21 protein-coding genes and 1 pseudogene are annotated in these 23,382 nt (G+C 64.3%); 13 read left to right on the forward strand and 9 right to left on the reverse strand.

What is annotated here, in order from left to right; genetic code table 11:
* Positions 1-2,064 (forward strand): Ig-like domain-containing protein (locus E8E91_RS15820; protein ID WP_280376725.1); only part of this gene is annotated, 2,064 nt, incomplete at its 5' end.
* A 52-nt stretch (positions 2,065-2,116) separates the two neighbouring features.
* Positions 2,117-3,613: a TolC family protein gene (locus E8E91_RS15825; RefSeq protein ID WP_280376728.1), complete on the forward strand. Its 1,497-nt coding sequence runs from the start codon at positions 2,117-2,119 to the stop codon at positions 3,611-3,613.
* 378 nt (positions 3,614-3,991) lie between these two features.
* On the opposite strand, the pseudogene E8E91_RS15830 reads toward E8E91_RS15825, so the two are convergent.
* From E8E91_RS15830 to E8E91_RS15845, 4 genes and pseudogenes are all read right to left on the reverse strand, one after another.
* Positions 3,992-4,549 (reverse strand): annotated as a pseudogene (locus tag E8E91_RS15830) (cytochrome c); the annotation flags it as partial.
* Between the two features lie 10 nt (positions 4,550-4,559).
* Positions 4,560-5,453 (reverse strand): copper resistance protein B, encoded by an 894-nt coding sequence (locus tag E8E91_RS15835; RefSeq protein WP_280376730.1) that lies wholly within the window; start codon positions 5,451-5,453, stop codon positions 4,560-4,562.
* Positions 5,443-5,724 carry a hypothetical protein gene (locus tag E8E91_RS15840; RefSeq protein WP_280362998.1) on the reverse strand — a complete coding sequence of 94 codons (282 nt, stop codon included), beginning with the start codon at positions 5,722-5,724 and terminating at the stop codon, positions 5,443-5,445. The genes E8E91_RS15835 and E8E91_RS15840 overlap by 11 nt, the downstream gene beginning before the upstream one ends.
* Before the next feature lie 11 nt (positions 5,725-5,735).
* Positions 5,736-7,583 (reverse strand): copper resistance system multicopper oxidase, encoded by a 1,848-nt coding sequence (locus E8E91_RS15845; RefSeq protein WP_280376733.1) that lies wholly within the window; start codon positions 7,581-7,583, stop codon positions 5,736-5,738.
* Between the two features lie 218 nt (positions 7,584-7,801).
* Between E8E91_RS15845 and E8E91_RS15850 the strand changes: the two genes are divergently transcribed.
* Together E8E91_RS15850 and E8E91_RS15855 are read left to right on the forward strand one after the other, a co-directional pair.
* Positions 7,802-9,316: a DUF3300 domain-containing protein gene (locus tag E8E91_RS15850; protein ID WP_280376735.1), complete on the forward strand. Its 1,515-nt coding sequence runs from the start codon at positions 7,802-7,804 to the stop codon at positions 9,314-9,316.
* A 13-nt stretch (positions 9,317-9,329) separates the two neighbouring features.
* Positions 9,330-10,232: a DUF2950 domain-containing protein gene (locus E8E91_RS15855; RefSeq protein ID WP_280376737.1), complete on the forward strand. Its 903-nt coding sequence runs from the start codon at positions 9,330-9,332 to the stop codon at positions 10,230-10,232.
* 81 nt (positions 10,233-10,313) lie between these two features.
* Here the strand turns inward: E8E91_RS15855 and E8E91_RS15860 are convergent, their stop codons facing one another.
* Entirely contained in the window at positions 10,314-10,970 is a 657-nt protein-coding gene (locus tag E8E91_RS15860) for a hypothetical protein (protein WP_280376740.1), read from the reverse strand.
* Positions 10,971-11,592: 622 nt separating this feature from the next.
* On the opposite strand from E8E91_RS15860, the gene E8E91_RS15865 reads away from it, so the two are divergent.
* Both E8E91_RS15865 and E8E91_RS15870 read left to right on the forward strand, forming a co-directional pair.
* Positions 11,593-12,021 (forward strand): hypothetical protein, encoded by a 429-nt coding sequence (locus E8E91_RS15865; RefSeq protein WP_280376741.1) that lies wholly within the window; start codon positions 11,593-11,595, stop codon positions 12,019-12,021.
* Positions 12,022-12,156: 135 nt separating this feature from the next.
* Positions 12,157-12,522: a hypothetical protein gene (locus tag E8E91_RS15870; RefSeq protein ID WP_280376744.1), complete on the forward strand. Its 366-nt coding sequence runs from the start codon at positions 12,157-12,159 to the stop codon at positions 12,520-12,522.
* An 80-nt stretch (positions 12,523-12,602) separates the two neighbouring features.
* Here E8E91_RS15870 and E8E91_RS15875 read toward each other — a convergent pair whose 3' ends face one another.
* Together E8E91_RS15875 and E8E91_RS15880 are read right to left on the reverse strand one after the other, a co-directional pair.
* A complete protein-coding gene (locus E8E91_RS15875; RefSeq protein ID WP_190832871.1) occupies positions 12,603-12,815 on the reverse strand; it encodes a DUF4287 domain-containing protein in 213 nt (70 codons plus the stop codon).
* Positions 12,816-12,967: 152 nt separating this feature from the next.
* Positions 12,968-13,249: a peptidylprolyl isomerase gene (locus tag E8E91_RS15880; protein WP_151132465.1), complete on the reverse strand. Its 282-nt coding sequence runs from the start codon at positions 13,247-13,249 to the stop codon at positions 12,968-12,970.
* 299 nt (positions 13,250-13,548) lie between these two features.
* Between E8E91_RS15880 and E8E91_RS15885 the strand changes: the two genes are divergently transcribed.
* Entirely contained in the window at positions 13,549-13,848 is a 300-nt protein-coding gene (locus tag E8E91_RS15885) for a hypothetical protein (RefSeq protein ID WP_280376747.1), read from the forward strand.
* A 40-nt stretch (positions 13,849-13,888) separates the two neighbouring features.
* Here the strand turns inward: E8E91_RS15885 and E8E91_RS15890 are convergent, their stop codons facing one another.
* Positions 13,889-14,782: a LysR substrate-binding domain-containing protein gene (locus E8E91_RS15890; RefSeq protein WP_280376749.1), complete on the reverse strand. Its 894-nt coding sequence runs from the start codon at positions 14,780-14,782 to the stop codon at positions 13,889-13,891.
* Positions 14,783-14,942: 160 nt separating this feature from the next.
* On the opposite strand from E8E91_RS15890, the gene E8E91_RS15895 reads away from it, so the two are divergent.
* The 6 genes from E8E91_RS15895 to E8E91_RS15920 all read left to right on the forward strand — a co-directional run bounded on the left by E8E91_RS15895 (position 14,943) and on the right by E8E91_RS15920 (position 21,615).
* Complete coding sequence (locus E8E91_RS15895; protein WP_280376752.1) at positions 14,943-16,406, forward strand: aldehyde dehydrogenase family protein; 1,464 nt, start codon at positions 14,943-14,945, stop codon at positions 16,404-16,406.
* A gap of 325 nt (positions 16,407-16,731) precedes the next feature.
* Entirely contained in the window at positions 16,732-17,835 is a 1,104-nt protein-coding gene (locus E8E91_RS15900; protein WP_280376753.1) for an extracellular solute-binding protein, read from the forward strand.
* A 95-nt stretch (positions 17,836-17,930) separates the two neighbouring features.
* A complete protein-coding gene (locus E8E91_RS15905; RefSeq protein WP_280376755.1) occupies positions 17,931-18,839 on the forward strand; it encodes an ABC transporter permease in 909 nt (302 codons plus the stop codon).
* The gene (locus E8E91_RS15910; RefSeq protein WP_280376757.1) at positions 18,836-19,681 is read left to right on the forward strand and encodes an ABC transporter permease; all 846 of its coding nucleotides are present in this window, start codon (positions 18,836-18,838) and stop codon (positions 19,679-19,681) included. Before E8E91_RS15905 ends, E8E91_RS15910 begins: the two co-directional genes overlap by 4 nt.
* Positions 19,682-19,694: 13 nt before the next feature.
* Positions 19,695-20,750 carry an ABC transporter ATP-binding protein gene (locus E8E91_RS15915; RefSeq protein ID WP_280376760.1) on the forward strand — a complete coding sequence of 352 codons (1,056 nt, stop codon included), beginning with the start codon at positions 19,695-19,697 and terminating at the stop codon, positions 20,748-20,750.
* Between the two features lie 82 nt (positions 20,751-20,832).
* Positions 20,833-21,615 (forward strand): SDR family oxidoreductase, encoded by a 783-nt coding sequence (locus E8E91_RS15920; RefSeq protein WP_280376761.1) that lies wholly within the window; start codon positions 20,833-20,835, stop codon positions 21,613-21,615.
* Between the two features lie 98 nt (positions 21,616-21,713).
* Here the strand turns inward: E8E91_RS15920 and E8E91_RS15925 are convergent, their stop codons facing one another.
* Entirely contained in the window at positions 21,714-23,327 is a 1,614-nt protein-coding gene (locus E8E91_RS15925; protein ID WP_280376763.1) for an FMN-binding glutamate synthase family protein, read from the reverse strand.
* Positions 23,328-23,382 lie beyond the last annotated feature (55 nt).

A 23,382-nucleotide genomic window follows, 5' to 3' on the forward strand; every position in this document is an offset into this window, starting at 1 on the left:
GGCGAGACCAGCACCGTCACCATCACCTTCAGCGAGGCGGTCACCGGCCTGACCACCGCTGATTTCACCGTGGCCAATGGTGTGCTGAGCAACCTCAGCAGCAGTGACGGCGGCATCACCTGGACCGCCACCCTGACGCCGACATCGGGTAATACCAGCACCGGCAACCAGATCACCCTGGACGCCTCCGGCTACACCGACGCGGCGGGCAACACCGGGGCGAACACCACCACATCCAACGCCTACGCCATCGACACCCAGCGCCCGACAGCGACCATCACCGTTGCGGACAGCGCGCTGGCGGCGGGTGAGACCAGCACGGTCACCATCACCTTCAGCGAGGCAGTCACTGGCCTGACCACCGCCGACTTCACCGTGGCCAACGGTGTGCTGAGCGGCCTTAGCTCCAGCGACGGCGGTATCACCTGGACGGCCACCCTGACGCCGACGGCGGGGACTACCAGCACCGGCAACCTGATCACGCTGGACAACACCGGTGTGCAGGACGCGGCGGGCAATACCGGGGCGAACACCACCGTCTCCAATGCCTACGCCATCGACACCGCGCGCCCGACCGCCACCATTACGGTCGCAGACAGCGCGCTGGCGGCGGGTGAGAGCAGCACGGTCACCATCACCTTCAGCGAAGCGGTCACCGGCCTGACCAGCGCCGATTTCACCGTGACCAATGGCGTGCTGAGCGGCCTTAGCTCCAGCGACGGCGGTATTACCTGGACAGCGGTACTGACACCGACGGCAGGCGTCACCTCCGCCGCCAACCTCATCACCCTGGGGGGCAACGGTTATGCCGACGCAGCTGGCAATACCGGGGCGAGTACCGCGGTCTCCAACAACTACGCCATCGATACCCGGCACCCGACCGTGGCAAGCGTCAGCGTACCGGTCGGCGTGTACTACAACGCCGGCGACACCCTGACCTTCGTGGTCAACGCCAGCGAGGTAGTGATAGTCAACGGCACGCCGCGCCTGGCCATCGACATGGGCGGCACCACCGTGTTCGCCGATTACGTGGCGGGTTCTGGCAGCAACACGCTGGTGTTCCAGTACACGGTCCGCGCGGGCGACAACGATGCCAACGGCATCGCCGTCACTGGCCTGGTGGCCAATGGCGCTACCCTGCGTGATGCCATCGGCAATTCGATGAACCTGACGCTGAACGGCGTGGGCAATACCAGCGGCGTGATCGTCGATACCACGGCTCCCAACGCCAGCGCGACGGTCGCGCCGCTCACCACTCCAGGCAGCGTGCAGTACACCGTGACCTTCGACGAGAACGTCAGCGGCATCGACCTCAGCGACTTCAACCTGGTGACTACCGGCAACGTCACCGGCACCCTGCAATCGCTGACGCAGGTAGATGGCCGGACCTTCCTGATTACGGTCAGCAATGTCGCGGGCGCCGGTACCCTCAGCCTTGCGCTGAACGCCACCGGCACCCTGATCACCGATACCGCCGGAAACGCCATGCTCAGCGGGCTTTCGGCGCAGTCCTACAGCGTGCCGCAGAGCGATGGCGATCCGGAGTTCCGCGCCAATCCGCCCGTGCTCGTGCCGGTGGAGCCAACGGTACCGTTCGACCCGGTGCAGCCCAACGTGCCGCCACCACCCTTCACTTCGCCGCTCATTCCGCCGCCGCTATTCGAGCAGCCGACCCTGGGCAGCGGCATTCCGACCCTGGGCAATATCTTCATCAACCAGGGAGCCCTGGCGCCCAGCTTCATCGCCCAGGTATTCGCCAGCAGCGATAGCTTCGGCGATGGTTCGGGCAGGGGCTTCCTCGGCTTTGGTGGTGGTGATGCCAACGTGTTCGGCAGCAGCAGCCTGTCGAGCTTCTTCGACAAGGACGTGCCGCAGGACTCTGAAGAAATGAAGCTGTTCGACGGCAAGCAATGGAAGGGCGGCTCCGGGGGGAGCGGCCAGGGCATCTTCGGAGCGCCCACGCTTGGCCAGCAGTTGCAGGACATGCAGGACAAGGAGCATCGCCAGGTCCGCGACCTGGCCATGGCACTGGGACAGATCCAGGCGGATCGCCCGCAGGTTTGAACAACAACGAATTAGAGATCTGTAAGTGCCGTGTCTAGGGGGCGGCCCAAGGATGAGCAAAGCAGCGAAGCTTTTCACCGTCAGCGTGCTGGCGCTGGCGGTCACCGGATGCGCGGTGACCAGCCAGCCTATCGACCGTAGCGTCAGCGAACAGCGTGCCCGCCAGGACATGGCGACCATGTTCAAGGACCAGGAGCCTCTCAGCGGCCCCCTGACCCTGCACGAGGCCATGGCCCGCGCCGTGAAGTACAACCTCGAGGCGCGCCTCAAGGTGATGGAAGAAGCCCTGGCCAAGCGCCAGGTGGATCTGGCCAGCTTCGACATGCTGCCGCGCATGGCGATGGAAGCGGGCTACGCCGGGCGCAACAACGTCAGCGCCTCCAGCAGCCAGAGCGTGCTGACCAATACCCAGTCCCTGGAACCGTCCACCTCCCAGGACCGCGACCGTGGCGTGGCGGACCTGACCATGGTGTGGAACGTGCTGGACTTCGGCGTCAGCTACGTCAGCGCCAAGCAGCAGGCCGACCAGCGCCTGATCGTCCAGGAGCGTCGCCGAAAGGTGGTCCACACCATCATCCAGGACGTGCGTTCGGCCTACTGGCGCGCCGTGGCCGCCGAGCGCCTGCTGAAGCAGATCGACAGCCTGATGGCCCGCGTCGACGAAGCACGTAACAGCAGCCAGCGCATGAGCAGCGAGCGCATCGGCGACCCGGTGCAGTCGCTGAGCTACCAGCGGGCGCTGATCGAAGCCACCCGCCAGCTGGAAGAACAGCGCCGCGCGCTGTCCCTGGCCAAGACCGAGCTGGCCGCACTGGTGAACCTGCCGCTGAACACCGATTTCACCCTGGCCGCGGATGACAACTACCAGGTGCCCGAGCTCAAGGTGGACATCACCCGCCTGGAAGAAGAAGCCTTGGCCAGCCGCCCGGAACTGCGCGAGCAGGACTACCAGGCACGCATCAGCGCTGCCGAAACGCGCAAGGCTATGCTGCGCCTGCTGCCGGGCCTGGAGTTCTCCGCTGGTGGCCACTACGACAGCAACTCCTTCCTGGTGAACCAGAGCTGGGCCGACTACGGCGTGAAAGTCACCTGGAACCTGTTCAACGCCATCTCTGCACCGGCCGCCATCGACGTCGCCAAGGCCGGCGAGTCAGTCGCCGCCGCGCGTCGCCAGGCCATGTCGATGGCCGTGCTGGCGCAGCTCTATGTGGCCAACGCCAACTACCACGAGGCCCAGCGCCAATTCCAGACCAGCCAGCAACTGGCCGAGCTGGACGGGCAGATCGCCGAGCAGCTGCGCAACCGCTACAAGACCCAGAGCATCGGCGAACTGGACCTGATCCAGGGTGAGCTGAACACCCTGCAGGCGCAGCTCAAGCGCGACCTGTCCTACGCTGAACTGCGCAACGCCTATGCCCAGCTGTTCGTCAGCGCCGGCGTCGACCCGCTGCCTGAATCCCTGCCGGACGACAAGCTGGCCACCATCGCCAGCGCGCTGCAGAGCAACGAGTCGCGCTGGGCGAGTGGGGATATCGGCGCCGCGAAGTAAGGCGCCAGCCGGTCGCCTGGACGTGTAGGGTGGGCTTCAGCCCACCAATGAGTGCTGTGTGAGCGAATTCATTCGCGAAGGGCTGTGCAGCGGCCCCGTAGGTTGGTGCAGAGGAATGAGGCCCAACGGTGCGCGCGGTGCATCCGCTACGTTGGGTTTCGCAAGCTCTACCCAACCTGCGAAGGCGGTGCGCGCCTTCCTGTGTGCGAATTCATTCGCGAAGGGCCGTGCAGCGGCCCCGTAGGTTGGTCCGAGGAACGAGGCCCAACGGTAAAGGGGTGAGTCCGCTGCGTTGGGCTTCGCTGCGCTCTGCGCCAACCTACGAACACGTCAGTGCCCATGCCCCTCGCCATGGCCATGTCCCTCATCTTCCGCCACTTCGGTGTCATGTCCGTGGGGAGCGCTTTCGCCACCGCCGTGCTGGTGACCGTCGCTGCTGGCCACCAGTTGGCGATAGCCGTCGGCGTCCAGTTTGGGTAGCTGCTGGAGGAACGCCACCATCCCCCAGATGTGTTCGTCGCCCATGCTTTTGCCCCAGGCGGCCATGCCGGTGGCTTTTATGCCGTGCTTGATCACCCAGAACGTGGCTGCCGGGTCGCCATTCACGCCTTGTCTGGCGAGGTTTGGCGGGGCGGGGTAGAGGGCCTGGCTGAGTTCGGTGGCTTCGACGCCCGGTGCGAGGTGGCAGCCCACGCACATGGCGTCGTAATTGCCGGCGCCGGCTCGGATCAGTTCGGCGCCGTCCAGCGGTGGTACCTGGATATGCTGCGAACGTACTTCGATGGAGCGGTCCCGCGCTGCCTTGAGGAAGGCATGCACGAGGGAATAATGCGGGTCGTCTGCGGCGACGTTCACCACGCCGCTGTAGACCACGCCGCCCACGCCGGCGGCGACCACCAGGCCGGCGAGGGCCAGGGTTTTTATTGTTCTTTTCATGGTTGGGTTCTCAGAACCAGAGGCGGATACCGGCGACGAAACGGGCTTCGTCGTTGTCTTCACCTTCTTCGCTCGCGAAGTCGGCGGTGTTGCCGTAATTGCGGTTCCAGGTCACGCCGATGTAAGGCGCAAACTCGCGGACGATCTCGTAGCGCAGGCGCAAGCCCACCTCGGTGTTGGCCAGGCCCGAGCCGACGCCGCGCTCGTGGTCGTTGCGACCATAGAGGTTCACTTCGGCCGTGGGCTGCAGGATCAACTTGTTGGTCAGCAGGATGTCGTAGTCGCCTTCCAGACGCAGCGCGCTCTGGCCGTTTTCGCCAAGGAATGCAGTGGCTTCCGCCTCGAACGCGTACAGCGCCATGCCCTGCACACCGAAGGCGGCCCAGGTTTGCGGTGAGCCCGGCTTGAAGTCCTGGCGCACACCGGCCACCAGGTCCCACCAGGGGCTGATGGCGCGGCCGTAGAGCGCCTGGACTTCCGCTTCCTCGGTCTTGCCGTTGGCGCGCTCGCCCTCGGAGCGGAACCAGAAGCGGTTGATGTCACTGCCAACCCAGCCGGATGCGTCCCAGCTCAGCACGCTGGCGTCATCGGCGTCCTGGTACTCCAGCTGGTCCAGCAGGAAGAAGCTGTTGATGCCACCTGCGTGCATCGTGTGGGGCGGCAGCTCCGGGAAGGCGGCGGCGCGGTCGGCATCGGTGGGCACGGGGATGGGCGTGCGGCTGCCGTACCCGGCGGTTTGCGCCTTCTGGCTATGGTCCATCTGGCTGTGATCCATGGTGCCGTGATTCATCTGTCCATGCCCCATGGCCTCGTGATCCATGGTTTCGGCTGCCTGCGCGCCACCAGCCGCGGCGAGGGCCGCGACCAGGGCTAGCAAGGCAGGGCGCTTGGGACTATCGATCATCGTTGCTTTCCGCCTTCGGCTTGGCGTCCTTGTGCATGGCGCCGTGATCCATCTTGCTGTGATCCATGTTCTGCATCTGGCTGTGGTCCATGCCCTGCATCTGGCTGTGATCCATCTGCCCGTGGTTCATCTGGCCATGGTCCATCTTCCCGGCCTCGCCTGCCGGAGCTTTCTGGTGGCCGGCGTGGTCGTCCTGCCCGGCCCAGGCGGCGGGCGCCAGCAGGGTGAAGGCCAGTGCGGCGGCGGTGAGGGACTTCATCGATTTGTTCATGGGGATCTCCTTCATTCGACCACACGGACTTCACGGAACATGCCCATGTCCATGTGGAACAGCAGGTGGCAGTGGTAGGCCCAGCGCCCAAGGGCGTCAGCCGTGACTCGGTAGCTGCGGCGGGTGCCGGGCGGCATGTCGATGGTGTGCTTGCGCACCAGGAAGTTGCCTGACTCGTCCTCCAGGTCGCTCCACAGGCCGTGGAGGTGGATGGGGTGGGTCATCATGGTGTCGTTGACCAGGGTGATGCGCAGGCGCTCGCCGTACTTGAGCAGCAGCGGTTCGGCATCGGCGAAGGGGATGCCGTCGAACGACCAGGAGAAGCGCTCCATGTGCCCGGTCAGGTGCAGCTCGATGGTGCGGGCCGGCTCGCGGCCGTCCGGGTCGGGGAAGGTGCTGCGCAGGTCGGCGTAGGTCAGTACGCGGCGGCCGTTCTCGCGTAGGCCGATGCCGGGGTCGGCCAGCTTCGGTGCGGGTGTCATGGTCTGCATGTCCACCAGCGGGTTGTTGGACTCCGATGCCGGATGGGACTGCATCTGGCCGCCCATCTGGGAGTGATCCATGCCCGCCATGCTGGAGTGGTCCATCCCAGCCATCTGGGAATGGTCCATGCCCGCCATCTTGGAGTGATCCATCCCGGCCATCTGGGAATGGTCCATACCTGCCATGTTGGATTGGTCCATCCCGGCCATCTTGGAGTGGTCCATCCCCTTCATGTCGCCATGCCCCATGCTGCCGTGGTCCATGCCCATGTCGGCCATGCTGATCAGCGGACGTGGGTCCGGCTGCGGTACGGGGGCGCTCAGGCCCTCGCGTACGGCCAGGGTGCCGCGGGCGTAGCCGGAGCGGTCCATGGACTGGGCGAAGACGGTGTACGCCTCCTCGCCAGCGGGCTCCACCAGCACGTCGTAGGTCTCGGCCACGGCGATGCGAAATTCATCGACGCTCACCGGTTCCACCGGCTGGCCGTCAGCGGCGATCACGGTCATCTTCAGGCCGGGGATGCGCACGTCGAAGTAGCTCATGGCCGAGCCGTTGATGAAGCGCAGGCGGATCTTCTCGCCCGGCTGGAACAGGCCGGTCCAGTTGCCGTCCGGCGCCTGGCCGTTGAGCAGGTAGGTGTAGGTGGCGCCGCTTACGTCCGCGAGGTCGGTGGGGCTCATCTTCATTTCCGCCCACATCTTGCGGTCGGCCATTGCGGCGGCCCAGCCGTCCTTGCTGACGTCATCGATGAAGTCGCCAACGGTGCGCTTGTGCTGGTTGTAGTAGTCCGACTGCTTCTTCAGCTTGGCCATCACGCGGGCCGGGTCTTCGTCGGTCCAGTCGCTCAGCATCACCACGTAGTCGCGCTGGTACTGGTAGGGCTCCGGCTCCTTCGGGTCGATCACGATGGGGCCGTACACGCCCACCTGCTCCTGCAGGCCGGAATGGCTGTGGTACCAGTAGGTGCCGTGCTGCTTCACCTGGAAGCGGTACTCGTACATGCCATCCGGGGCGATACCGGCGAAGCTGAAGCCCGGCACGCCGTCCATGTTCGCCGGCAGGATCATGCCGTGCCAGTGAATGGAGGTGTCTTCGTCCAGGCGGTTGCGCACCCGCAGGGTCACGGTGTCGCCCTCGCGCCAGCGCAGTAGCGGGCCGGGGAGGGTGCCGTTGATGGTCTTGGCGATTCGCGCCTTGCCGGTGAGGTTCACCGGCGTCTCGCCAATGAACAGGTCGAACTCGGTGCCGCTGAGCACCGTGGGCTGGCCGGGGCTGGTCACCGCCCAGACGGGCGTTTTCCACAGCCCGAGACCACCGAGTATGCCGCCGGCGGCCAGGCCTTTGACGAAGGTCCGCCGCGAGGTTTTGCACTGCATGCCGTTTCAATCCAGTCAGTCGAAAGAGGCACCGCGCAACCTGTTGTTGCACGGATCGAGTGCAAAACTGCCACAACAAAAATCGGCACGTGATTACATTTCTGTCAGCTTGCCCAAGCCTGCTGTCGACCCTTGGGCTATCGTTTCCCAACGGCAGCGGTAGGGTGCAAACCCTTGCCTGGTTCAAGGACAACCACTTCCTTTGCGGGAGACGCACCATGCCCATCCGCAACCGATTCAGTGCATTGCTGTTGGCCCTGCTGGCCTCCGGCAGCGCCCCGCTCTATGCCGCCACGGACGCCGGTATTTCCGCCGCCGAAGACGACACGCCAACCGCCGGTGTTTCCGCCGTTCCGGCGGAGGCCCCTGCGCCGGCTCCCCAAGCTGCGGCGCCGGCCGCCCAGCCCGCGACCCAGCCCGCCGCTGCCCAAGCGGTGTTCAGTGTCGAAGAACTCGACCAGATGATGGCGCCCATCGCCCTCTACCCGGATTCCCTGCTGGCCCAGGTGCTGATGGCTACCACCTATCCGGGCAACGTGGCTGACGCGGTCGCCTGGTCCAAGGCCCACCCGGATGCCAAGGGCGATGACGCCGTGAAGCAGGTGGCCAACCAGCCCTGGGACCCCAGCGTCCAGTCGCTTGTGGCCTTTCCGCAGGTGCTTGCTACCCTCGGCCAGGACCCGGCCTGGGTGCAGCGCGTAGGGGATGCCTTCCTGGCCCAGCCCAATGACGTGATGGATTCGGTCCAGCGCCTGCGTCGCCAGGCCCAGGCCGCCGGCAACCTGCAATCCAACGAGCAGCAGACGGTAACCGTGCAGGCCGCTCCGCCACCCAGCTCCACCACCACCGTGGTGCAGCCGGCCGCGAGCAACCAGACCATCGTCATCGAGCCTGCGAATCCGCAGGTGGTCTACGTACCGAGCTACAACCCGACCGTGGTCTACGGCACCTGGTCGTACCCGTCCTATCCACCCCCCTACTATCCGCCGCCGCCCAGCTACGGCTATCCCATCGCTACCGGCCTGGCGGCGGGCCTGGCCTTCGGCGTCGGCGTGGGTATCGTCAATTCACTCTGGGGCGACTGTGACTGGGGCGGCGGCGATGTCGACATCGACGTCAACAAGTACAACAACATCAACTCCAACCGGCAGATCAATCGCAACCAGAACAAGTTCGTCCACAACCCGGCCAACCGTCAGGGCGTGCCCTACCGCGACAACCTCAATCGACAGCAGAACGGTCTGCGCCTGAATGGTGGTGAGCAGCGCCAGGCCTTGCGTGGCTACGATGGCAATCGCACCGCGCAACGCCAGCGGGCCAGCCAGAGTTTGCAGCAGCGCGGCATCCAGGCCCCGGCCGCTACGAATCAGCAGGCTCGCGAACGCGCCCAGGCCGCCACTCGCGACATGCGCAATGACCCGCAGGCACGCCAGCGGGCCGAAGGCGTCCGGCAGCAGCGCCAGGCGGGCGATGCCAACCGCCAGCAGCGCCCGCGTGCGCAGAACAACCAGCAAGTGCGGCAGCAGGCACGGCAGCAAAATGCCTCTGCCCGGCAAGGGCCGCGCAATAACGCTTTTGCAGGAGCGCGACAGCCGTCGCAGACACGCGCAGCCGCAAACCGGGGGCAGGCCAGCCGGGCTTCCGCTTCGCGTCCGCACCAGTCGGCCGCCGGCCGCCAGGTACAACGTCCAGCCCACGCACCGTCTCGTGGCGGTGGTGGTCGTCGGCGCTGAAAGGAGACAGCACATGAATCGCGCAACCCGCATCTTCGCCCTTCTGTCGCTGGCCGCCTGCACCTTTGGCGTCAGCGTCAGCGCCAACGAACACTTCACGACCCCGGACGCTGCTGCCGAATCCTTCGTTGCCGCCCTCGGTACCGAGAAGGCGGACGCCGACAAGCTCGCCGCCCTGCTCGGCGCCGACTGGCAGGAGTACATCCCGACCAAGGGAATCGAGCGAAAGGACGTGGACGCCTTCATCGCCTACTACAAGGAAAAGCACGTCATCCAGACCGCCACCAAGGGCCGCGCCCATATCGTCGTCGGTAACGACCCCTGGACGCTGCCCATCCCGATCGTCCAGGGCAAGGAAGGCTGGAGCTTCGACGCCAAGGCCGGAGGCGAAGAGATTCGCCAGCGCCGCATCGGCCGCAATGAACTGGCTGCCATCCAGGCCGCCGAGGCCTATCACGACGCGCAGATGGACTACGCCGAAGTCGACCGCAATGGCGACGGCATACTCGAGTACGCGCAGAAGTTCATCAGCAGTGATGGCCAGCACGACGGCCTCTATTGGCCGGATGAGGATGGCACCGAGGAAAGCCCCCTCGGCCCGCTGTTCGGCGGCCAGACCAAGGGTGACGACTGGCACGGCTACCACTTCCGCATCCTCACCGCCCAGGGGCCTTCAGCGCCGGGCGGCACCTACAACTACATGCTGGGCAAGGCCATGAGCCGGGGCTTCGCCCTCGTCGCCTGGCCCGCCCAATACGGGGATAGCGGGGTGATGAGCTTCATGATCAGCCATGAAGGCCAGATCTTTCAGAAGGACCTTGGCCCCGACAGCGAGAAGATCGCCAAGGCCATGAAGAGTTTCGACCCTGACAGCAGCTGGGATGAAATCCAGACGCAGAGCACGCCGGGGTCGTAATCGCGCAAACGAAAAAGCCGCAGGGTGCCATGGGCACCCTGCGGCTTTTGTATAAGGTCGGGCATCCTTGCCCGCCCACGCTTAGCAGGACGCGAGCGCAGGATTCAGGTGGACGGAAGCCTTGGCTTCGGCCCGGTTGGCGGCCCACTTCACCAGCAGGCTCATCGTTACGAAGCCGAGGCAGATGAGTACCGGGTAGGCAGCCATGATTTCGGTCAGGGAGTACTTCCAGCTCAGCGGACGAGCGATACCCAGCATCGCGCCATAGAACCAGGACACCCCGGAAACGACACCCGAGAACAGCGCGAGGCTACGGGCATTGATGTCCATCTTCAGCAGGCTGCCGGCCTTGTCCATCGCAGGCATTACCACGCTGTGCAGGACCCAGCCATTGAGGGTCAGAAGAGCGACTACCAGGATCTTGGACTGCAGTTTCGGGTTGAGGAAGTACATCGCACCCTTCTGCGAGTAATCCAGCGCCAGGATGCCAATACCGGTCACCCAGAGTGCCGCCAGTGCAATCAGCACGGTCTTCTTCAGCATATGCAGGTGTTCCTTGTCGGCATCGGTCGAATCGCGGCCCTGGAACAGCTGCTTGATCATGGCGACATCACTGGTCAGCACCAGTCCGATGGCCACACAGCAAGCGATGAGGTGGGCGTATACAACGCCCATCCGGGTCAACTCCATGGTTACCGGTTGCTGAAGCGCGGAAGCAACAAGATGAAAAAGCTCCATGGTTTACCTCTTTCTAACAATTAAGGCGCTGTACTGATGCAACAGCGGCATTGGAATTATGGATTTGAGTGTTCGCCGTTGAGTGCGAACTAAGGCCCTGTTCGGGAGATGCGACATCCAGCTCAGACGTACATCTATCCTTGGCCTTTTTTCGGGACGAGAAATCCCCTGCACATGAACTCATGCACTGTGGATTCGTTCCGGATTTAGTTGGAAAAGTCAGTCCGCTATCAGTGGTGTTGATAGCAGGTCGCGTCCTGATCGCCGGGGAATAATAATCGCAACATCTGGATTTTGCTCAAAAAGTGATCAAAATGCCGACCGGCGGCAGTGTTGGCGACGGTTATAACGGCCCCGCAAAAGTGATGAATCGCCTCTAAACCGGTGGTTTCCGAAAGCCATGCAGACCTTGTGGACAATTCGGAATCTTGATGATCGGTAGGTGGTAAATCAGTCATCTAATGGCCTAAGTGCCATTGTTATCGGTGGGGTTTGCTCGGGGGGGAGCGAAGCGATGCCCTTCGACCAGGGGGCGAATGGCTATCCATATCTGCGGTTTTCCGCCGCATTGCTCCCTACTCGGTGCACCGCCAACATCAGGTTTCGATTCTGGAGGCTCGCTATGGAAAGCAATGGTTGGTTGCTGTTGGCCGCTTCGGGCACGTTCCTCGCCGCTGCGCTGCACGTCGCTTGCATCTTTTTCGGTCCAGCCTGGTACGACGCCATGGGGGCTGGCGAACGGATCGTCCGCTGGTCGCGCGAGGGCCATTGGAAGCCAACGCTGATCACCAGCGCGATCACCTTCATGCTCGTGATCTGGGCACTGTACGCACTGGCCGGCGCAGGAATGCTCCCCGCCGTGCCGGCCACGCGCTTCGTATTGTCCGCGATCACCGCCATCCTGCTGTTGCGCGGGATGGCAGGCCTGGCCCTTGCCCGATTCAGACCCGGCTACAACGGCGCCCGCTTCTGGATCGTCAGTTCGGCGGCCTGCCTGGTGCTCGGCGGTCTGTACCTGGTCGGTACCCTTCAGGCCTGGCCCCGGTTGTAGGAACGGGCCTTCACCGTACGTCGCCCAGGCCCCTTCCGCCGACGTAAGGCGGCTACAGAATCGGGGCGGAATTGGTCAAAAACTATACTGAGAGTGCGGGGGTGAAACTGGGGGGACCATTCAGGAGGGCTCGCCATGCGTATCCTCAAGCTCCTCATCCTCTTGCTGGCCTGCGCCACCAGCGGCCAGCTCCTCGCCCAACAACCCTGGACTTCCACCAGCAGCTCCGGCGAAACCCTGCTCGCCTGGAACGGCGGCGGCCATGGCGGCGGGAGACACTTCAACGGTCATCGCCACGGCTACGGGCACAGGCACTTCTACGGCCATCGCGGTTACTACCGCCACGATCCGCGCGTCATCTACGTCCCGCGTTACTACGACAGCTACTACATGGGCTACCGGCCGTACTACTACCAGCGGTACGGCAGTCCGCGGATCGTCATCCAGTACTACGACCCGAGGCGGGGGATATTCGTGGGATCTGACTTTGGCGGTTACTGATCAGGAATCCGAACTGCTGGCTGGCGCGTGCTGGCCGCCAGAGGCGTAACAGAAGGGATTAGCCGGCGCCGTTTCCGAGCCTACTTTGCAGACGCCAGATAGTGCGCCACCAGCGCATTGGCATGACCATGACCCATGCCGTGCTCGGTCTTGAGCCAGGCCACCATCTCCATGTGCTTCTTGCCGCTGAGGGTTCCCAGCAGATTCAGCCAGTGGGTGATGGGTTGTCCGTATTTTTTCTCGATGGAGGGGAAGTACGAGGCGGGTCCCTTTACCTGGCCATCTTCGGGCATGGTGAAGCTCCTTTGGGGGGTATAAGCCGCCATTACGTTAGCTCAGGTTGGAGCCTGGCGCTGGCAATTGGCAGGAGGGACTTTCGGTGTTCAACGGGGGGGTATAGAGGGGAAAAGCAGGCGCCGCCGGGCGACGGCGCCTTGGGGAAGCATCAGTCCTGACGGCTGGTGACTTCCAGCAGGTGATAACCGAACTGGGTTTTCACCGGGCCTTGCACCACATTCAGCGGGGCGCTGAAGACGACGGTGTCGAATTCCTTGACCATCTGGCCGCGGCCGAAGGAGCCGAGGTTGCCGCCGTCGCGGCTGGAGGGGCAGGTGGAATGCTGCTTGGCGATTTCGGCGAAGTCGGCGCCGGCTTCGATGGCGGCCTTCAGTTCGTTGCACTTGGCTTCGCTGGAAACCAGGATGTGGCGGGCGGTAGCGCGTGCCATGGTGGGAGTACTCCTCTTTCGTTGAGGCGCCAGAGACTAGCGGAATTGACAGGTGAATCAAGGTGCTTGGTCGGCGCGCGTTCGCGGATCGGTTAGCGAATGAATTCGCCCCCACAGGGCGTAGGGTGCGCTGTTTGTTCAGCCGGGGGATATAGGTAACAGGTGTCGGGAGACATAGGTAACGCATCCAGGCTCGCAGAGTTCACAGGTAAACCGGTAACTCAGGACGCAGTTTCCCGGGTTCAATTGAATTCGCTCACGCAGGAAAGCGCGGCCATGTCGCTTTTCACCCGATTAGCGTGGTTGATGCTTTCCAGCGGCTGGCGGGCGGCGAGGACATCGAGGTACGGGCGCTGATATTCCGCAGGCCTGGGTTGCTGGCCGTTGCGGATCGCGAGCACCTGCTCGTAATGGCGCGTGTAGCGCTCGTCGCCGGTGACCGCGCAGGTGCGGGCCAGGCGGGTGAGATCGTTGGAGCTTTATCGCAGTTCATCGGCCAGCAGGTAGGACTGGTAACGGTTCTCCTGGCGTTCGCCAGGGCTTCGCTGGTTATTGATGAGCAGCACCAGCCGGCAGAGGATGGCGGTGGAAATCGTTGACCACTAAGTCAGGGATGGCAATGGGCCGCGGCGCATGGCGTTATGCCCGCGCCGTCTTGGAACGTGCCTCGGCAATGAGCCAGTCGCTGAGTTCGCGCAGTTGCGGGCTTGGGGCCGGGCGTTCGGGGTAGACCAGGAAGTAGGCGCCGCCGGTGGGAACCTTGAGATCGAAGGGTGCCACCAGGCGGCCGGTCGCGAGGTCTTCGCCGATCAGCGCCCAGTCGCCCAGGGCTACGCCACTGCCTTGGGCGGCGACGGAGAGGGCCAGATCGAGGGTGTCGAAGTGATGCCCGCTGCCGAGCTTGTCGAGGGTGGCTCCGGCGGCCCGGAGCCAGGTTTTCCAGTCTTCGTCATCGCGGGTCGGGTGAAGCAGGGTGTGCCTGGCCAGATCGGCAGTGCTGGTCAGTGGCACCGGACCATCCATCAGTTGCTGGGAGCACACGGGAGTGAGCTGTTCATCGAACAGGTGGTGGGCGACCTGCGCGATGCCGGGCTGGGTGCCGTAGATCACCGCGGCGTCGAACTCTTCACGGCGAAAATCCACGCCGTATTGCACGGTGGTGGTCAACTCCACCGGCACGTCCGGGCGTTCAGCCTGCCATTGCATCAGGCGCGGCAGAAGCCAGCGCATCACGCAGGTGGGGGCCTTGAGTTGCAGCGCTTCGCGCTTCGCGCCGACCTGTTCGACGGCTTCATCGATCAGGTTGAAGACCTGCTGGATGCGAGGCAGCAGTTCACGCCCCTGTGGGGTGAGGCTGAGCCCCCGTGCCTGGCGCTGGAACAGTGGGTAGCCCAGGTGGCTTTCGAGCCCTGAAATCTGTCGGCTTACAGCGCCCTGCGTGAGGTGCAGCAGTTCGGCGGCGCGGGTGAAATTGCAGCACTGGGCGGTGATCAGGAAGGTATGCAGGGCGGGCAGGGGAGGCAGGCGTTTCATTGTATGAGCCATGACGTTAGGGCATGGCTAGTATGACGATTTTTGCCTTGTCAGGTACACCGCTCGACGGCTCAATAGGCGCTAGTTGTGGTCCTCCAGCCGGTTCTTGTTCCTTGCGCAGGGAGTGGCCGCCATCAGTTTCTCTCATGGAGCCCATACAATGTCGAATACCCTCCCGACCTTCCCCGAGACCCTGGCCGGCATTTATATCAACGGCCAATGGCTGCCCGGTGGCACCGTGCTGGATGTGGTGAATCCGTCTACCGAAGAGCACCTGGCGAGCATCGGCACCGGTGATGCCAATGACGTCGACCTGGCCGTGCAGGCTGCCAGCCAGGCGTTCCCGGCCTGGGCACGTAGCAGCGGCGCCGAGCGTGGTGCGGTGCTGCGCCGCATCGCCGAAGGCGTACGCCGGCGTCGTGAAACCCTGGTCCAGCTTCAGTCGCTGAACAACGGCAAGCCGCTGTTCGAAGCGGCCATCGACGTCGATGACGTGATCGGCACCTTCGAGTACTACGCCGGCCTGGCCGAAGGCCTGGACGCCCAGCAGGACCGTCCGGTGGAATTGCCGACCGAAGACTTCGCCGCTCGCCTGCGCCGCGAACCCATTGGTGTGGTGGGCCTGATCGTGCCGTGGAACTTCCCCATGGTGACCACCGCCTGGAAACTCGCCCCGGCACTGGCAGCTGGTTGCGCCGTAGTGCTCAAGCCTTCTGAAGTGACGCCGCTGCCGGAGCTGGAGCTGGCGCGCATCATCGCCGAGGCCGGCCTGCCGGCAGGCGTGCTCAACATCGTGTGTGGCACCGGCCTGGCGGTGGGGGCACCGCTGTCCTCCCATCCCCAGGTGGCCAAGGTGTCCTTCACCGGCAGCAACGCGGTTGGCGTGCAGGTGATGCAGCGCGCGGCGGAAACCGTGAAGGGCATCAGCCTGGAGCTAGGTGGCAAGTCGTCGCTGCTGGTGCTGGAAGACGCGGACCTGGAGTTGGCCGTCGAACTGGCCTGCGGTGGTTCCTTCTTCAACGCCGGGCAGATGTGCTCGGCCACTAGCCGCGTGCTGGTGGCAGAACCCCTGGCGGCCGATTTCCTCGCCCTCGTGCAGGCTCGCGCTGAAGCGATCCAGGTGGGTGAGCCCTTCAGCGAAGGTGTGGAGATGGGTGCCCTGGTGAATCAGGCCCAGTACCAGCGCGTGCGCGGCCACATCGAGCGTGGCATCGCTTCCGGCGCGCGCCTGGTGTGTGGCGGTGGGCGTCCGGCTGAGCTGGAACGCGGTTTCTTCCTCAAGCCCACCGTGTTCGCCGATGTACCCAGGGACAGCGCCCTGTGGAACGAGGAAATCTTCGGACCGGTGCTCTGCGTGCGCAGTTTCTCCACCGAGGAAGAGGCTATCGCCCTGGCCAACGACACCCAGTTCGGCCTGGTGGCCAGCGTGGTGAGCCGTAACCTCGATGCCGCCGAGCGCGTGGCCAACACCCTGCAGGCCGGCATGGTGTGGGTCAACTCGCCGCAGGTGATCTTCCCGCAGACCGCCTGGGGTGGTTACAAGCAGAGCAGCATCGGCCGCGAACTCGGTCCGTGGGGCCTCTCCTCCTTCCAGGAAATCAAGCACGTGGTACGGGCGGTCTGACGCCGCCCTCCTTGCGGGGGCGATCTCGTAGGCGCGATTTCCCTGTAGGGGCGAATTCATTCGCCAAGCAGGCCGCAGGCCTGCCCGACGGAACAGCAGGGGCCGCTGCGCGCCCCTTGGTGAATGAATTCGCCCCCACAAGTAGCGCCATGAATCCCGACAAAGCCGCCTTCTGGCGGCTTTGTCATGTCTGGGCCACAGCCATGCATTCAGGACATGGCTCCGATGACGAATTTTCGATTGTTGCGTCCCCTGGCGCGCCGCAGGATGACCGCGCCGGCCACTTCGCTGCCGTAGCTCCATACAAAAACAATAGGAGTCCTCAATGGGCGAGCATGATCTGAGCAGAAGAAATTTCATCAAGACGGTAGGTGTCGCTTCGGTGGCTGCTGCCACCCTGTCGATGCCCTTCATCCGGGCCAGTGCCAGTGACACCCGTTTCCAGGGCAAGACCTTGCGTCTGCTGACCTGGTCGGACGACACCGGGCTCGCGGCGCTGCGCAATATCGCGGCCACTTTCGAGGCCAAGACAGGCGCCAAGGTGATCGCCGACCGCACCGGCAGTACCTCGGAAATGGTCGCCAAGCTGAAAGCCGGTGGTGATCGCCCGCAGTACGACATCATCACCCTCGCCGGGGTGGGCGCCGAAGGCCTGGCCAGCGCCGGGCTGCTGGAGAAACCCGACCTCAATCGCATTCCCAACCTCAAGGACGTGCCTGCCCAGTACCAGACTGGCGCCAACGGCCACGGCATCGGCTACCTGCTGTGGTGCAACAGCCTGGTGTACAACACGCGCACCGTGAAGGACGTGCCGGACAGCTACGCCGCGCTCTGGGACCCGGCCTACGAAGGCCGCCTGTTCCTGCCGCCGCCGAACTGGACCGAAGCCATGGACCTGATCATCATCGCGGCCAAGCTGGCCGGTGGTGATGTGCATAACATCGAGCCGGGCTTCAAGAAGCTGGAAGAGCTGAAGGACCGCGTGATGACCCTGGGCGAAAACCCCAACCAGATCGCCGAGCTGTTCCGCACCAACTCGCTGGATATGGGCGGTCTCTACGCACCGGCGTTCTTCCCCAAGCAGATCCGCGATCCTGCCTACAGCCTGGGCGCCACCTTCGGCATGAAGGAAGGCTTCTACACCGACCTGATGCTCTCGGTAATGCCCAAGCACCGTCCGGGCGATACCGACCTGGCGTATGCCTTCCTCGACCATTCGCTGGACCCGCTGGTGCAGGGCAAGATGGCCGAAGACATCTTCAACGGTCCGGTCAACGCCAAGGCGATCATCTCCCCCGAGGCGCGCAAGAGCCCCTTCATCCTCACGCCGGAGCAGATCGCAGAGAAGGCGATCATGCACGACAACGCCTTCCTCGCTACGGTCCATGACCAGTGGATTCGCCGCTACACGGAAATCTTCTCTTCCTGATGCAGCCACGGCACCTGCCGTGAGTCGCGCCGGGCGGCTGGCCTTCGGCCGTCCGCCTGGGCGCGTGATTTCCCTGTTCTGACGAGACGAGCGATATGGAACACATTGATCTGACCGAACCGGTCGGCGCGGCACCGCTGCGCCCGGCGAAGGCGGTTTCTCCTACTGTGCGGGCATGGCTCTTCCTTACCCCTTCGATGCTGTTCCTGGCTGTACTGGTGGCCGCCAGCCTGCTGGTGCTGCGCATGAGCATCGGCGAGAAGGGGGCGGAGTGGAGCGGGTTCAGTCTGGCCAGCTATGCCCAACTGGCCGAACCCTACTACCTGAAGTCCCTGTTGCTGACCCTGCGCCTGGCGCTGTTCAGCGCGCTGATCGCGGTGGCCCTGGCGATTCCGGTGGGCTACTGCATGTCGCGTCTGCAGTCGCCTTTCCTGCGTCGGGTGTTCCTGGCCGCGGTGCTCCTGCCGTTGCTGGTGAATCTGCTGCTGCAAAGCTACGGCTGGCTGGTGATCCTCGGTCCCGCGGGCATGCTCAACCAGGCCCTGATGGGACTGGGGTTGATCGACCGCCCGATGATGCTGCTCTACAACCAGACCGGCGTGTTGATGGGCCTGGTGCAGACGGCCTTCCCCCTGGCGGTGCTGCCGATCGCCAGCGCCATGCGCGGCGTGTCGCGCACCTACGAAGAGGCCGCCGCGACCCTGGGCGCCAGCCGCGTGCGGGTCTTCTGCCAGGTGGTGTTGCCGATGAGCCTGCCGGGCATCTTCACCGGCGCCACCCTGGTGTTCGCCTACAACGCCAGCAGCTTCGTGGTGCCGCTGCTGCTCGGTGGGCGGCGCGTGCCGATGCTGGCGGTGATGGTGCATGACCAGATCGCGCCGCTGATGAACTGGCCCGCGGCCTCCGCCGCCGGTGTGGTGCTGATCGTGACCACCCTGGCGATCATGACTTTCTCCGAGTACGTCACTGGCCGTCGCCGCCGCATGCTGGAGGCTTCGCAATGAGCAATCCTTTCCGTTCCCACGCGGCGCTACCGGGGGAAACCGGCCGCTTCGCGATGATTCTTTCCGGCATCATCCTGTTGCTGGCGGTGTTGCCGATCCTGACGATGATCGTGATGTCCTTCAGCGGCGCGTCGAACCTCGATTTCCCGCCGTCGAGCTACAGCCTGCAATGGTACGAGGCAGCCTGGCGCACCTTCGTTTCGCCTGACGCCAGCGACGTGCTGAGTCTTGGGCAGGCGCTGACCACCAGCCTGCTGGTGTCCTGCCTGACGATGGTGCTGGCGACGTTGGTGGCGGTGCCGGCGTCCTACGCGCTGACCCGCTGCGAGTTCCGTGGCAAGGGCGTGGCGCTGCAACTGATGTCGCTGCCCTTGGTGTTCCCGATGGTGGTACTGGGCCTGGCGCTTTTGCTGGTATTCGACAGCCTGCCGTTCCACATGGATACCTCGCGGCTGGTGATCGCCCACGTGATCCTCGCGCTGCCCTTCGTGGTGAAGAACTGCACGGCGGCGATGGTTTCCATCGGCACCGAGGTGGAGGAGGCCGCGCAGATGCTCGGCGCCTCGCCGCTACGGGCGATCCGCGACGTTGTCGTGCCGCTGATGCGCTCGGGCATCCTGGCCGGGATGCTGCTGGCCTTCATCGTGTCGTTCAACGAGTTCACCGTTACCTACTTCCTCTACAACATCGATGTGATGACCGTGCCGATCTGGATGTACAGCCGCACCGTGTCGTCCCTCGATCCCACCGTATTTTCCTTTGCCGTGCTGATCGTGCTGATCGACTTTGCCCTGATCTGGGCGCTGGAGAAGCTGGTTGGCGATGGCGGCGTGTCTTTCTGAATCGAGGTGAAGCATGTCTGGACTGATTCTGCAAAAAGTCGAAAAGCGCTACGGCTCCATCTGTGCCGTGACGGACGTAAACCTGCACCTGCCGGAGGGCAAGCTGGTGTGTTTCCTCGGCCCATCGGGTTGCGGCAAGACCACGCTGCTGCGGATGATCGCCGGCCTCGAAAGCCTGAGCTCCGGGCAGATCCTCCTGGATGGCAAGAACATCGGCTACACGCCGGCGCACCAGCGCAACTTCGGCATGGTGTTCCAGTCCCTGGCGCTGTTCCCGCACATGACGGTGGGCGAGAACATTGCCTACCCGTTGCGCCTGCGCAATGTGTCCAAGGCCGAGCAGCAGGCGAGGGTGGCCGAGCTGCTGCAGATGATTCAGCTGCAGGAAATGGTGGACCGCCCGGTGTCGCGGCTTTCCGGCGGGCAGCGGCAGCGTGTGGCCATTGCCCGCGCCATCGCCTCGCACCCCAAGCTGCTGCTGCTGGATGAGCCCCTGTCGGCGCTGGACGCCAAGCTGCGCGAGTCGATGCAGATCGAGATCCGCCAGCTGCAGCAGCGCCTGAACATCACCACCATCATGGTTACCCACGACCAGCGTGAAGCCATGACCATGGCCGACATCGTGGTCGTGCTCGGCGAGCACCGGGTGCAGCAGGTGGGCACGCCGATCGAGATCTACCGCAACCCGGCCAACGAGTTCGTCGCCGATTTCATCGGCACCGGCAACATTTTCCCGGCCACCGCTCTGGGCAGTGGGCGCGTGGGCCTGCCCGGCGGCGCAGCGTTCCAGGCGCCGATCTGCAACAGCATCCAGGCCGGCGCGCCGATCAAGCTGCTGGTGCGCCCGGAAGACTTGCAGCTGTCCGCGCCTCACGCCGGCGGGGCCAACAGCGTGCCGGGTACGGTGACCTTCGTGCGGGATATCGGCGCCACCATCGAGACCACGGTGGAGTGCTCCGGTGTTTCCCTCACCGCGCTGACCACACCCTGCCAGGACATTGGCCTGGCCATCGGCAATCCGGTGGCGGTGACCATTCCGGAGCATGCCTGCCGGGTGCTCTCGGCATGAGTCATGACGTGCTGTTTGGCCATTGGCCTCGATCAGCGTCAGGCGCACACTGGCGGGTGAACCTGGAAATGGAGTGCTGATCATGGACCTTCAACTACAAAACCGCAGTGCCCTGGTGTGCGGCGGCAGCTCCGGGTTGGGTTTCGGCGTAGCCGAGGCCCTGGCCAGGGAGGGCGTACGGGTCTGCCTGCTGGCGCGCAACCTGTCGAAGCTGGAGCTGGCGGTGGAACGCATCCGCAAGGAGGGCGGTGAGGCCCAGGCGGTCGCGGTGGACCTGAACGATCTGGGGGCTGTGGATATGGCCATCGAGCAGGTCGTGGCGGCCATCGGGGCGCCGGACATCCTCGTGGCCAACAACGGCGGGCCGCCGCCCATCAATGCCGTGGATTTCGACCCGCAACTCTGGCACCGCCAGCTGGACGCCATGCTGCTGAGCTCCATGGCCCTGGTGAATGCCTTCCTGCCGAGCATGCGTCAGCGGCGCTTTGGCCGAATTCTGATGATTTCGTCCACCAGCGTGGTGGAGCCCATTCCCGGCCTGGTGCTCTCCAGCGCGCTACGCGCGGCTCTGGCCAACTGGGCCAAGACGCTCTCAGCCGAAGTGGCCGCCGATGGTGTGACGGTGAATACGCTGATGCCCGGCTCCTTCTGGACCGAGCGCACCGAATCCCTGACGTTGCGCGCCGCCGAACGCAGCGGCACGCCAGTGGCGAGCCTGATGGCCAAGGAACAGGCGGCGATTCCGGTGGGGCGCTATGGCGCGACCGAGGAGTTCGGCGCGGTGGCGACTTTCCTCGCCAGCCCGCTTGCCAGCTATGTCACCGGGGCGCTGATTCCGGTGGATGGCGGAGTGCTCAAGGGGTGACTCTGTTTCGCGAATGAATTCGCTCCCACAAGAAGGCGCCGTGCCAACCTGTGGGAGCGAATTCATTCGCGATGAGGCCGCGAGCGGCCCTTATGAACTCACCACGCGCAGGACGGCTCGAAACTGTCGGCCCGCGCCATCGCCCACATGCGTTCGTAGAAGTCCGCCTCGATCTTGTCCTTGAGCAGGTCCCCCGGCTTGAGAAAGACGTGGATCTGCGAGAACAGGCGAATCTCCTTGTCCGAAACGCGCCGCACCAGGTGGCGGGGTTCGAGTTGGTTGGGGTGATCCAGGCCGGCAGCGGCGAGCATTTCGGCCAGGGCCTTCAGCGTATTGCGGTGGAACATCTGCACCCGTTGGGCCTTGTCCGGTACCACCAGGGCGCGCTGGCGCAGCTTGTCCTGGGTGGCGACGCCGGTGGGGCATTTGTTCGTGTGGCACGACTGCGACTGGATGCAGCCAATGGCGAACATGAAGCCCCGCGCCGAGTTGGCCCAGTCGGCACCGATGGCCAGTACGCTGGCAATGTCGAAGGCACTGATGATCTTGCCGCTGGCGCCCAGTTTGATCTTGTCCCGCAGATTCAACCCCACCAGGGTGTTGTGCACGAACAGCAACCCCTCGCGCAGCGGCACGCCGATGTGGTCGGTGAATTCCAGCGGGGCTGCGCCGGTACCGCCTTCCTTGCCGTCGATCACGATGAAGTCGGGAAGGATGCCGGTTTCCAGCATGGCCTTGGCGATGCCCATGAATTCCCACGGATGGCCGAGGCAGAACTTGAAGCCCACCGGTTTGCCGCCTGACAGCTCTCGCAGCTTCGCAATGAACTGCATCATCTCGATGGGGGTGGAGAAGGCGCTGTGGCGGGAGGGTGAAATGCAGTCCTCGCCCATCGGCACGCCTCGGGTGAGGGAGATTTCCTCGGTGACCTTGTGCTTGGGCAGGATACCGCCGTGACCGGGCTTGGCGCCCTGGGAAAGCTTGATTTCGATCATCCGCACCTGGGGGCTGCGCGCCTGGGTGGCGAAGCGTTCCGGGTCGAACTGGCCGTCGCTGGTACGACAGCCGAAGTAGCCGCTGCCCAGTTCCCAGACCAGGTCGCCGCCGTTCTCGCGGTGGTAGGGGCTGATGCTGCCTTCGCCGGTGTCGTGATAGAAGTTGCCGAGCTTGGCGCCACGGTTCAGCGCGCGGATGGCGTTGGCGCTGAGGGAGCCGAAGCTCATGGCCGAGATGTTGAAGACTGAGGCTGAATAAGGCTGGGTGCACTGCGGCCCGCCCACGACCACGCGGAAGGCGTTCGGGTCGCTGAGCGGCGCCGGGCGCATGGAATGGCCGATGAATTCGTAGCCGGATTTGTAGACGTCGATCAGCGTGCCGAAAGGTTTGTCGCCCCCTTCGTTCTTGGCCCGCGCATAAACCAGCGAGCGCTGGGCGCGGGAGAAGGGCAAGCGGTCGTCATCGGCTTCCAGCAGGTACTGGCGAATCTCCGGGCGGATGCCTTCGACCAGGTAGCGGATGTTGCCGAGGATGGGATAGTTGCGTCGCACGGCATGGCGCGACTGCATCAGGTCGAAAACCCCCAGCGCACTCAGCACGGCACCCAGCAGGGTGAGTGGCCAGACCCAGTCGTGGTCGGTGAAGGGCAGGCTGAAGAGTGTGAACAGCACGCAGAAGGCGAAGAAGGCGTAACGGCTCAGCAGCGAAAGGCTCATGCGGACTCCTTGTTTGCAGGTACCGGCACAGCGTAGTGCGAATGCGCGGGAATTG

Origin of the sequence: Pseudomonas sp. BN515, from assembly GCF_029873155.1 — a bacterium.
GTDB lineage: Bacteria > Pseudomonadota > Gammaproteobacteria > Pseudomonadales > Pseudomonadaceae > Metapseudomonas.

What these genes read in the sequence shown, in the direction of transcription:
- E8E91_RS15835 (WP_280376730.1), bottom strand. Translation starts at nt 5,453, where the DNA reads ATGATCGATAGTCCCAAGCGCCCTGCCTTGCTAGCCCTGGTCGCGGCC.
- E8E91_RS15920 (WP_280376761.1), top strand. Translation starts at nt 20,833, where the DNA reads ATGGACCTTCAACTACAAAACCGCAGTGCCCTGGTGTGCGGCGGCAGC.
- E8E91_RS15845 (WP_280376733.1), bottom strand. Translation starts at nt 7,583, where the DNA reads ATGCAGTGCAAAACCTCGCGGCGGACCTTCGTCAAAGGCCTGGCCGCC.
- E8E91_RS15825 (WP_280376728.1), top strand. Translation starts at nt 2,117, where the DNA reads ATGAGCAAAGCAGCGAAGCTTTTCACCGTCAGCGTGCTGGCGCTGGCG.
- E8E91_RS15860 (WP_280376740.1), bottom strand. Translation starts at nt 10,970, where the DNA reads ATGGAGCTTTTTCATCTTGTTGCTTCCGCGCTTCAGCAACCGGTAACC.
- E8E91_RS15925 (WP_280376763.1), bottom strand. Translation starts at nt 23,327, where the DNA reads ATGAGCCTTTCGCTGCTGAGCCGTTACGCCTTCTTCGCCTTCTGCGTG.
- E8E91_RS15910 (WP_280376757.1), top strand. Translation starts at nt 18,836, where the DNA reads ATGAGCAATCCTTTCCGTTCCCACGCGGCGCTACCGGGGGAAACCGGC.
- E8E91_RS15915 (WP_280376760.1), top strand. Translation starts at nt 19,695, where the DNA reads ATGTCTGGACTGATTCTGCAAAAAGTCGAAAAGCGCTACGGCTCCATC.
- E8E91_RS15865 (WP_280376741.1), top strand. Translation starts at nt 11,593, where the DNA reads ATGGAAAGCAATGGTTGGTTGCTGTTGGCCGCTTCGGGCACGTTCCTC.
- E8E91_RS15840 (WP_280362998.1), bottom strand. Translation starts at nt 5,724, where the DNA reads ATGAACAAATCGATGAAGTCCCTCACCGCCGCCGCACTGGCCTTCACC.
- E8E91_RS15855 (WP_280376737.1), top strand. Translation starts at nt 9,330, where the DNA reads ATGAATCGCGCAACCCGCATCTTCGCCCTTCTGTCGCTGGCCGCCTGC.
- E8E91_RS15895 (WP_280376752.1), top strand. Translation starts at nt 14,943, where the DNA reads ATGTCGAATACCCTCCCGACCTTCCCCGAGACCCTGGCCGGCATTTAT.
- E8E91_RS15905 (WP_280376755.1), top strand. Translation starts at nt 17,931, where the DNA reads ATGGAACACATTGATCTGACCGAACCGGTCGGCGCGGCACCGCTGCGC.
- E8E91_RS15870 (WP_280376744.1), top strand. Translation starts at nt 12,157, where the DNA reads ATGCGTATCCTCAAGCTCCTCATCCTCTTGCTGGCCTGCGCCACCAGC.
- E8E91_RS15850 (WP_280376735.1), top strand. Translation starts at nt 7,802, where the DNA reads ATGCCCATCCGCAACCGATTCAGTGCATTGCTGTTGGCCCTGCTGGCC.
- E8E91_RS15880 (WP_151132465.1), bottom strand. Translation starts at nt 13,249, where the DNA reads ATGGCACGCGCTACCGCCCGCCACATCCTGGTTTCCAGCGAAGCCAAG.
- E8E91_RS15875 (WP_190832871.1), bottom strand. Translation starts at nt 12,815, where the DNA reads ATGCCCGAAGATGGCCAGGTAAAGGGACCCGCCTCGTACTTCCCCTCC.
- E8E91_RS15890 (WP_280376749.1), bottom strand. Translation starts at nt 14,782, where the DNA reads ATGAAACGCCTGCCTCCCCTGCCCGCCCTGCATACCTTCCTGATCACC.
- E8E91_RS15900 (WP_280376753.1), top strand. Translation starts at nt 16,732, where the DNA reads ATGGGCGAGCATGATCTGAGCAGAAGAAATTTCATCAAGACGGTAGGT.